Source organism: Halomonas sp. (genome assembly GCF_031581305.1).
In the GTDB taxonomy this organism is placed as follows: domain Bacteria; phylum Pseudomonadota; class Gammaproteobacteria; order Pseudomonadales; family Halomonadaceae; genus Halomonas.
Genome location: NZ_JAVLBC010000142.1, coordinates 1 through 8227, shown reverse-complemented (window position 1 = coordinate 8227; position 8227 = coordinate 1). Strand labels below are relative to the sequence as shown.

The 8227-nt window shown below is 69.2% G+C and carries 7 protein-coding genes and 1 pseudogene; 4 read left to right on the top strand and 4 right to left on the bottom strand.

What is annotated here, in order from left to right; all coding sequences use genetic code 11:
- Positions 1–54: 54 nt before the first annotated feature.
- Entirely contained in the window at positions 55–1314 is a 1260-nt protein-coding gene (locus tag RI841_RS11910) for a 6-phosphofructokinase (protein WP_310705816.1), read from the bottom strand.
- Positions 1315–1586: 272 nt separating this feature from the next.
- On the opposite strand from RI841_RS11910, the gene mpl reads away from it, so the two are divergent.
- The 3 genes from mpl (at position 1587) to RI841_RS11895 (ending at position 4320) form a co-directional block, all read left to right on the top strand.
- Positions 1587–2981: a UDP-N-acetylmuramate:L-alanyl-gamma-D-glutamyl-meso-diaminopimelate ligase gene (gene mpl / locus RI841_RS11905; RefSeq protein WP_310705815.1), complete on the top strand. Its 1395-nt coding sequence runs from the start codon at positions 1587–1589 to the stop codon at positions 2979–2981.
- Positions 2971–3603 (top strand): flavin prenyltransferase UbiX, encoded by a 633-nt coding sequence (locus RI841_RS11900; protein ID WP_310705814.1) that lies wholly within the window; start codon positions 2971–2973, stop codon positions 3601–3603. The genes mpl and RI841_RS11900 overlap by 11 nt, the downstream gene beginning before the upstream one ends.
- Before the next feature lie 93 nt (positions 3604–3696).
- Positions 3697–4320 (top strand): LysE family translocator, encoded by a 624-nt coding sequence (locus RI841_RS11895; RefSeq protein ID WP_310705813.1) that lies wholly within the window; start codon positions 3697–3699, stop codon positions 4318–4320.
- 121 nt (positions 4321–4441) lie between these two features.
- Here the strand turns inward: RI841_RS11895 and RI841_RS11890 are convergent, their stop codons facing one another.
- Genes RI841_RS11890 through RI841_RS11880 form a run of 3 tightly spaced genes read right to left on the bottom strand, consistent with a single transcriptional unit; the run spans position 4442 to position 7685 of the window.
- Positions 4442–5845, bottom strand: coding sequence for a bifunctional DedA family/phosphatase PAP2 family protein (locus RI841_RS11890; RefSeq protein ID WP_310705812.1), 1404 nt, complete (start codon positions 5843–5845; stop codon positions 4442–4444).
- 42 nt (positions 5846–5887) lie between these two features.
- Positions 5888–6823 carry a diguanylate cyclase domain-containing protein gene (locus RI841_RS11885; RefSeq protein WP_310705811.1) on the bottom strand — a complete coding sequence of 312 codons (936 nt, stop codon included), beginning with the start codon at positions 6821–6823 and terminating at the stop codon, positions 5888–5890.
- Positions 6816–7685: a hypothetical protein gene (locus RI841_RS11880; protein ID WP_310705810.1), complete on the bottom strand. Its 870-nt coding sequence runs from the start codon at positions 7683–7685 to the stop codon at positions 6816–6818. The genes RI841_RS11885 and RI841_RS11880 overlap by 8 nt, the downstream gene beginning before the upstream one ends.
- A gap of 97 nt (positions 7686–7782) precedes the next feature.
- Between RI841_RS11880 and RI841_RS11875 the strand changes: the two are divergent.
- Positions 7783–8227, top strand: a pseudogene (locus RI841_RS11875) (gamma-glutamyl-phosphate reductase); the annotation flags it as partial.

The following is an 8227-nucleotide window of genomic DNA, read 5'->3' as shown; positions in this document are numbered from 1 at the left end:
GCAACATCCTGCTCGGCGCTCGGCGCTCGGCGCTCGGCGCTCGGCGCTCGGCGCTTAGATCGTGAATTCCGGCAGCTTGTGCTCGACCCGGGCCAGCTTGAGGTGCGCCACCTTCGGCAGGCCGTTCTCGAAGGGCGGGAAGTCTTCGCCCTGGATCAGCGGCGACAGATACTGTCGACAGGCCTCGGTGATGCCGAAGCCGTCCTCGCGGATGAACTCGCGCGGCATGAACTTCTCCCGGTTGGCCACCTCGGCCAGCGGGGCCGCCTCGATGCGCCACTCGTAGGGGGTTTCGCTGACGCGCTTGATCGTCGGCATCATGGCGTTCTTGCCCCCGATGGCCAGTTCCACGGCCTTCTCGCCCACCGCGTAGGCCTGCTCGACGTCGGTCTTCGAGGCCAGGTGGCGAGCGGCCCGCTGCAGGTAGTCAGCCACGGCCCAGTGGTACTTGTAGCCCAGGTCCTGCTTGACCATGCCAGCCAGGGTCGGTGCTACGCCGCCCAGCTGGCGGTGGCCGAAGGCATCGGTGTTGCCGGAGTCGGCGAGGAAGGTGCCGTCCTCGTAGCGCGCGCCCTCGGAGACCACGATGACGCAGTAGCCGTACTTCTTGACCGATTCCTCCACTCGCGCCATTACCCTGGCGCGGTCGAAGTGCACCTCGGGGAAGATTACCAGGTGGGGCGGCTCGCCCTCACCCTGGCCGGCCAGGGCCCCGGCGGCAGCGATCCAGCCGGCGTGGCGTCCCATTACCTCGAGCACGAACACCTTGGTGGAGGTGGCGCACATCGAGGCGATGTCCAGCGAGGCCTCCAGGGTCGAGGTGGCGATATACTTGGCCACGCTGCCGAAACCCGGGGAGTTGTCGGTGATCGGCAGGTCGTTGTCCACCGTCTTGGGCACGTGAATGGCCGTCAGCGGATAGCCGAGCTTCTCGGAAAGCTGCGAGACCTTGAGGCAGGTATCGGCGCTGTCGCCGCCGCCGTTATAGAAGAAGTAGCGGATGTCATGGGCCTTGAAGACCTCGATCAGCCGCTCATACTGGGCGCGGTGGGTCTCGATGTCCTTGAGCTTGTAGCGACAGGAGCCGAAGGCCCCCCCGGGCGTATGGCGCAGCGCCGCGATGCTCTCGTCGGACTCCTGACTGACGTCGATCAGATCCTCGGTGAGGGCGCCAATGATGCCGTTGTGGCCGGCATAGACCTTGCCGATCCGGTCCGGATGGCGGCGGCAGGCTTCGATCACACCGCAGGCGCTGGCGTTGATCACGGCGGTGACGCCGCCGGACTGGGCGTAGAAGGCGTTGTGCTGGGCCATGGGGCTTACCTGTTCCTGATCACATCGAGGGTTCCAAAAGCCCGTGAGTCTAGCCGAAAGTGGCATGGGCTGCACCCGGGCCCTCTGGGGTCAAACCCCGGCGGTGGGCGATATTGCTGGATAAGCACGCCATGACGGGCCTGGCGGCATGGCCGGGGTCTGACCCCAGAGGGGCTCAACGGACGCTGGCGGCTGGAGCGCGGCGAGGGGGGCATGCTAGTCTCGCGCAGACCTTGCTGCGGCCAGCGGCGCAACGAGTTCCCGGAGAACGCATGCACCTTCATATCCTCGGCATCTGCGGCACCTTCATGGGCAGCCTGGCGCTGCTCGCCCGCGAGCTGGGCCACACCGTCAGTGGCTCGGATGCCAATGTCTATCCGCCCATGAGCACCCAGCTCGAGGAGGCGGGCATCGCCCTGCGCGAAGGGTACTCGGCGGACAACCTCGCGCCGCGCCCGGACCGGGTGGTGATCGGCAATGCCCTCTCCCGTGGCAATCCCGAGGTCGAGGCGGTCCTGGACGAGGATCTCCCCTACATCTCCGGCCCCCAGTGGCTGGCCGAGGAAGTGCTCCCCGGACGGCGGGTAATCGCCGTGGCCGGCACCCATGGCAAGACCAGCACGGCCAGCATGGCGGCCTGGCTGCTGGAGTCGGCGGGGCTCGCCCCGGGGTTCCTGATCGGCGGGGTGCCGCGCAATTTCGGCATCTCGGCGCGGCTTGGCGCCCACGACGCCCCCTTCGTGGTGGAAGCCGACGAGTACGATACGGCCTTCTTCGACAAGCGCTCGAAGTTCGTCCACTACCGCCCCGAGATCGCCATCCTGGGGAATCTGGAGTTCGATCACGCCGACATCTTCGACGACCTGGACGCCATCGAGCGCCAGTTCCACCACCTTGTACGTACCGTTCCCGGACGGGGTCGCCTGCTGGTCGCCGACGGCGAGCCGGCACTGGACCGGGTGCTGGCGAGGGGCGCCTGGACCCCGGTGGTGCGTTTCGGCGAGGCATCCGACAGCCCCTGGCGGCTGGTACTCGAACGCGAGGATGCCTCGCGTTTCCGGGTGATCCATGAGCGCCACGATGGCGACGTCGAGGTGAACGAGGATGCGGTGGTCGACTGGGCGCTGACCGGTGCCCACAACGCGCGCAACGCCCTGGCCGCCCTGGCCGCGGCTCACGCCTGCGGTGTCGACCTGCCCCGCGGTTGTGCGGCCCTGTCGCGTTTCGCGACGCCCCGACGGCGCCAGGAGCTGCGTGGCGAGGTGGCAGGGATCGAGGTCATCGACGACTTCGCCCACCACCCCACGGCGATCGCGGCCACCCTTGAGGGGCTGCGGGCCGCGACGCCGCGAGGGCGTCTGCTGGCGGTGATCGAGCCGCGTTCCAACACCATGCGGCTGGGAACGCTGCGCGACCGGCTGGCGGCAAGCGTCGCCGCCGCCGATGCCGCCTACTGGTTTCAGCCGCCGGGACTGGACTGGTCGCTGTCACCGGTGCTTGAGGCGAGCCCGGTGCCGGCCCGCCTGCTCGACGACCTTGATGGCCTGGTGGCGGCCCTGGTTGCCGAGGCACGGCCACTGGACCGTATCGTGGTGATGTCCAATGGCGGCTTCGGTGGTATCCACGAGAAGCTGCTGGCGGCGCTGGAGGTGGCCCATGCCGACTGAGCTGCGTGACCCGGTCACGGTGGCCCTGACCGGCGCCTCCGGGGCCCAGTACGGTCTGCGGCTGATCGAGGCGCTGGTGGCGGCCGAGCATCAGGTCTGGGTGATGATCTCCAAGGCCGCCCATCTGGTGATCGCCACCGAGACCGATGTCGAGTTACCGGCGAATCCTGCCCGCCTGACCGAGGCCCTCGGCGAACGCAGCGGGGCGGTCCCCGGGCAGATCCGCTGCTTCAGTCGTGAGGACTGGATGGCGCCGGTCGCCTCGGGGTCCGGCGCGCCCTCGGCCATGGTGATCTGTCCCTGCAGCACCGGCACGCTTTCGGCAGTTGCCACCGGCGCCAGCAACAACCTGATCGAGCGCGCCGCCGACGTGGCGCTCAAGGAGCGGCGCCGGCTGATCCTGGTGCCCCGCGAGGCGCCCTTCTCGGCGATCCACCTGGAGCACATGCTCGCCCTGACCCGCATGGGGGCGGTGATCCTGCCCGCCGCGCCAGGCTTCTATCACCAGCCGACGTCGGTAGACGACCTGGTCGACTTCATCGTGGCGCGGATCCTCAATCAGCTGGGTATCACCCATGACCTGATGCCCCGCTGGGGGGACCCGGCTTCGCCGGGAGCTTGAAGCCATAAGCTTGAAGCGGGAAGACAAAACGGCCCCGGGCGGCGACCAGCAGTAGGGGGCGCTTCACAGCCAATTGACATGGAGGTTTCGCGAATGGTCAGCCTGGCCCTGCTGTCGGTGTTCGTGCCGACCTTCCTGCTGGTCTCGCTCACGCCCGGCATGTGCATGACCCTGGCCATGGTGCTGGGCATGACCCAGGGCGTGCGGCGCACCCTGTGGATGATGGCGGGCGAGCTGGTGGGCGTGGGCCTGGTGGCCTTCGCCGCCGGTGCCGGCGTGGCGGCCCTGATGCTGCGCCAGCCCGAGCTCTTCGCACTGTTCAAGTGGCTGGGCGGCGCCTATCTCGGCTACCTGGGCGTGATGATGTGGCGCTCGCGGGGGCGCATGGCCATTCCCCTGACGCTGGAAGCGGCACCGCCCGCCGCCCGTGGCCAGCTGGCTCTGCAGGGATTGGTCACCGCCGTGGCCAATCCCAAGGGCTGGGCCTTCTTCATGGCCCTGCTGCCGCCCTTCCTGGATGCCTCTCGCCCGTTGATCATCCAGCTGGTGGCGCTGATCGCGGTGATCCTCTGCATTGAATTCCTCTGCCTGCTGCTCTATGCCACCGGCGGACGCACCCTGCGCCGGCTGCTCGGTGAGAGCGACAACGTGCGGCTGCTCAATCGCGTCGCCGGCACCCTGATGGTCGGCGTGGGGCTCTGGCTGGCCCTGGGGTGACCCGGCCTCCGGCCGGGAGCTGTAAGCGATAAGCTTTAAGCTGTAACGAAAACCCTGGTCGTGAGTCTGGGAGACGAGATCCTGGCTTACGGCTTACGGCTTACGGCTTCCAGCTTCCAGCTTACACCGGCGGCAGCCAGACGATCCGGGCTGCAACCAACACCAGCGAGGCGACACCCAGCAAATGCCAGGGGCAGGGACCGAGGCGTGGGCGGGGCTGCCGCTGCCAGGCCAGCTGGACCAGGGCGCAGACCACCAGGCCGAGCAGGGCACCGCCGATCAGATCGCTGAGCCAGTGCACCCCGATCAGCAGGCGTGACAGGGCCATCGGCAGAATCACGGCGATGGCGGCCCAGTAAGCCAGAAAGCGCCGGCCGTGAGGCAGCTCACGGCTGGCGAAGGCCGCCGCCATGCCGAACAGCACCACGGCGGTCGAAGTGTGGGCGCTGGGATAGGAGAGAGAATCGGCCAGGTGGGCCGGCGTCTCCGGTCGTGCCCGCCCGATGGCCGCCTTGAGCAGGGTGTTGAGCAACGCGATGCCGAGGAGCCCGCCGGCGATGTGCCAGAAGGCCGGCCACTGGCGTCGCCACAACAGCCAGGCCGCCCAGGGCAGACAGAGGGCGAGCACGCCCAGCAGGTCGCCGGCCTCGGCCATCAACTGCCCGAAGGCGGCCAGGCCCGGCAGTGATAGTCCCTTCAGCAGTTCCGCGAGACGCAGGTCCATGACCAATGGCCCCTCGAGCTGGATCACCACCAGGGTCCAGGCCGACAGGGACGCGAGGGAGAGGAGCAGCAGCAGCCAGGAGGCCAGGGGCGGCTCCTCCTCATGGGGCGGGGCAAGCAGCCGCCAGAGGCGCCTGCCCAGCGGCGTTCGCCGCGACAGCCAGGCGAAGCCACGGTAGGCGAGCCCGTCGCGGGTCACCAGGTGGCGGCACCAGGAGAAGGTCACGGCGAGGATGACCACCAGCACGCCCAGGGCGACCAGCCAGGGCTTGAGCCCCTCGGGGAGATCCAGCAGCTGCTGCCAGGTCTGTCCCAGCAGGTAGCCCGGCAGCACATAGGTCGGTGCCCAGATAAGTGCCGAGCCCAGGTTGGCCCAGGTGAAGGTCCGGGGTGACATCCTCAGCATGCCGGCGATCAGCGGTACCACGGGCCTTACCGGGCCCACGAAGCGGCCCAGGAACACCGACAGCGGGCCGTGGCGCTGAAAGAAACGGGCGCCCCGCGCCAGCCACTCGGGATGTCGTGACAGCGGCCACAGGGCAGTCACCCGCTCGCGTTGGGTATAGCCGAGCAGGAAGCTCAGGCCGTCGCCGACCACTGCGCCGATAAAGGCGGCGACCAGCACCGGGCTCACGGACAGGTCCTGGTGTCCCGCCAGCGAGGTGGCGGCGGTCATCAGCACCACGCCCGGCACCAGCAGCCCCACCAGCGCCAGGGATTCCGCCAGGGCGATGGCGGCGATGATCAGCAGCAACAGCCCCGTCGAGGGCGCCAGCTGGAAGAGAGTATCGGCGATGCTCAAGGGGTGCTCCGTTGCCTTGGCGTGCGTTGGGTGGCGTGCCGGTCAGCCATCGGCCAGCGACTGACTGACGGCCTGCAGGCGCCGCTCGAATTGCTGCCAGGCCTCTCCCGGGCGCGGTCGGCAGAGCCGCAGTCGCGCCTCCATCGGGCCGGTCTCCATCAGCGTGGCCTGTTCGAGGGCCTGGCCGAGTCGCTGCTGCACCAGCAGGGCGCCGCTCTCGGTAGTGTCCGGGAGCACTAGCCAGAAATCCGCCGGGCCCTCCCGGCCCAGGATGTCATGGTCGCGGCTGCGGCTGACGACGGTCTGGCAGAGGCATTCCAGCAGGGCCTGTCGCGCCCGGGTCCCGAACTGCTCTCCCGCCATTTCCCACTGGGGCAGGTGAATCAGTACCACGGCCAGCGGCTGGCCCAGCAGGGTGGCGCGCTCGGCCTCGCCGGCCAGCCGCTCGTGCAGGGTCTCACGGCCCACTGCCGGGCATTCGGGGTCGCGAGGGTCGGTGGCCCTCAGCAGGGCGTGCTGGCGGACCTGCTCCCAGGGGATCAGGGCCGTCACGACCACCAGTGTCAGATAGCCCAGCAGCATGTCTCGGTCGAGCAGGCCATTGCCGAGCAGTGCCAGCCACACCGGCGCCAGTGCCAGGTTGAGCAGCATGGCCGGGCCCAGCGGCAGCAGCAACAGGGTGAGGACCGGCGGTAGCCCCATCCAGAGCGATGGCAGCCCCGACTGCCGAGGCAGTTCGACGGCGATCAGCAGGTAACCGCAGATCAGTACCAGATAGGCGGCCAGCCGCGAGTGATCCTCACGCGTCATGCTCAGCAGGGTGGCCACCAGCATCAGCAGCGCGAGAGCAGCAGGGAGGGGAATGCGCGCGTACTCGCCCATCAGGTAGAGCCACAGGGCCATGCCCAGCAGCAGCAGCGCGCCGCTGGCGTACCATGCCGCGTACAGTCTCAGGAATCGGTAACGATGTTCAGGCATCGGCCGCTTCTCCCGAGGCCTGGAGGCCTGCCGACTGCCGGGCCAGGGCCTGTCGCTCCGCCTCAAGCGATACCAGGTCGGACAGGGCGGCCGCCCGGCCCGGTCCCCTGATCTCGAGGTGTCGCCATAGCGCTTCGCGACGCTCCTCGGCCTCGCGGCGGTTGCGGCTGATCAGTATCACGGCCAGGGTCTGCGGGTCGAGGCGGTAGCAGGGCTCGAAGCTGTGGGTCAGCCGGCAGAGCCGATGGGCCAGTGACCAGCAGCGGTGTCGCGGGGTGTGCAGCAGCAGCAACTCGGTATACGCGTCCTCGCGCTGGCTGCGCCCACGCTCGAGGACGAGATCATCGGCCAGCCTGTCACCGGGCCAGAGCGCCAGTCCGGGAACCAGGCGGGCTCGTCGCAGGGTGGTCTGGCGTAGCGCCCGCAGGTCGAGGGCCCGGGAGAGCCCCAGCAGCATCAGGGTCACGAGCAGCAGGCCGGCCAGGGCCCACTGCTCGAGGCCCAGCAGCTCGCGCAGCGGCCACCAGGTGGCCAGGGCCAGCAGGGCCTCGAGCAGCAGAATCCAGCGGGGCTGGGGGAGCATCAGCAGCACCGCCCAGGCCCACAGCCAGGTGACGTGCCGCTCCGGGTCCACCCACAGCAGGGCAGCGAGCAGCAGGCCGGGCAGCAATTGCCACGGGACCGTGGCGGGGCGGCGATGGTTGAAGGCGAGCAGCAGCGCGGTGATGGCCAGCCAGGCCCCGGCCAGCCACAGCAACAGGGCCTCGGTCAGGGTGGTCGTGTCGATGGCCATCAAGGCCAACAGCACTGCCGCGACCAGCAGGTTACCGCGCAGCAGCCCGACTTTGTACTTGGTCTGCATGGTGGCTTACTATGATTCCCTTCCCGATTTACGGCACAGTATAACGCCAGCATCGCCCTTGTCGCGGCGGCGCCGGCCCCAGGAGACACGCATCGGCATGACAGCTCAAGCCTCCCGCTCTGACCACGACTCCGCGATCCCCGATACCGGCGACGTCGACGCCTACATGCAGCGCCTGGGGCAGGGCGCCCGCGAGGCGGCCACGCGCATGCGCCGCGTTGACACCGCGGCCAAGAACGCCGCCCTGCTGGCCATGGCCGAGCACCTCGATCAGGCTCGCAGCGAGGTGCTGGCGGCCAACGCCCGCGACCTGGCCCGGGGGCGCGAGAGCGGCCTGGAGGCGGCCCTGCTCGACCGCCTGGCCCTGGACGACGCGCGCCTCGATGCCATGATCGAGGGGCTCTCCCAGGTGGCCGCCCTGCCGGATCCGGTCGGCGAGATCGACGGCCTGCGCTCGCGCCCCAGCGGCATCCAGGTCGGCCAGATGCGCGTTCCCCTCGGGGTCATCGGCATCATCTACGAGTCGCGGCCCAACGTCACCC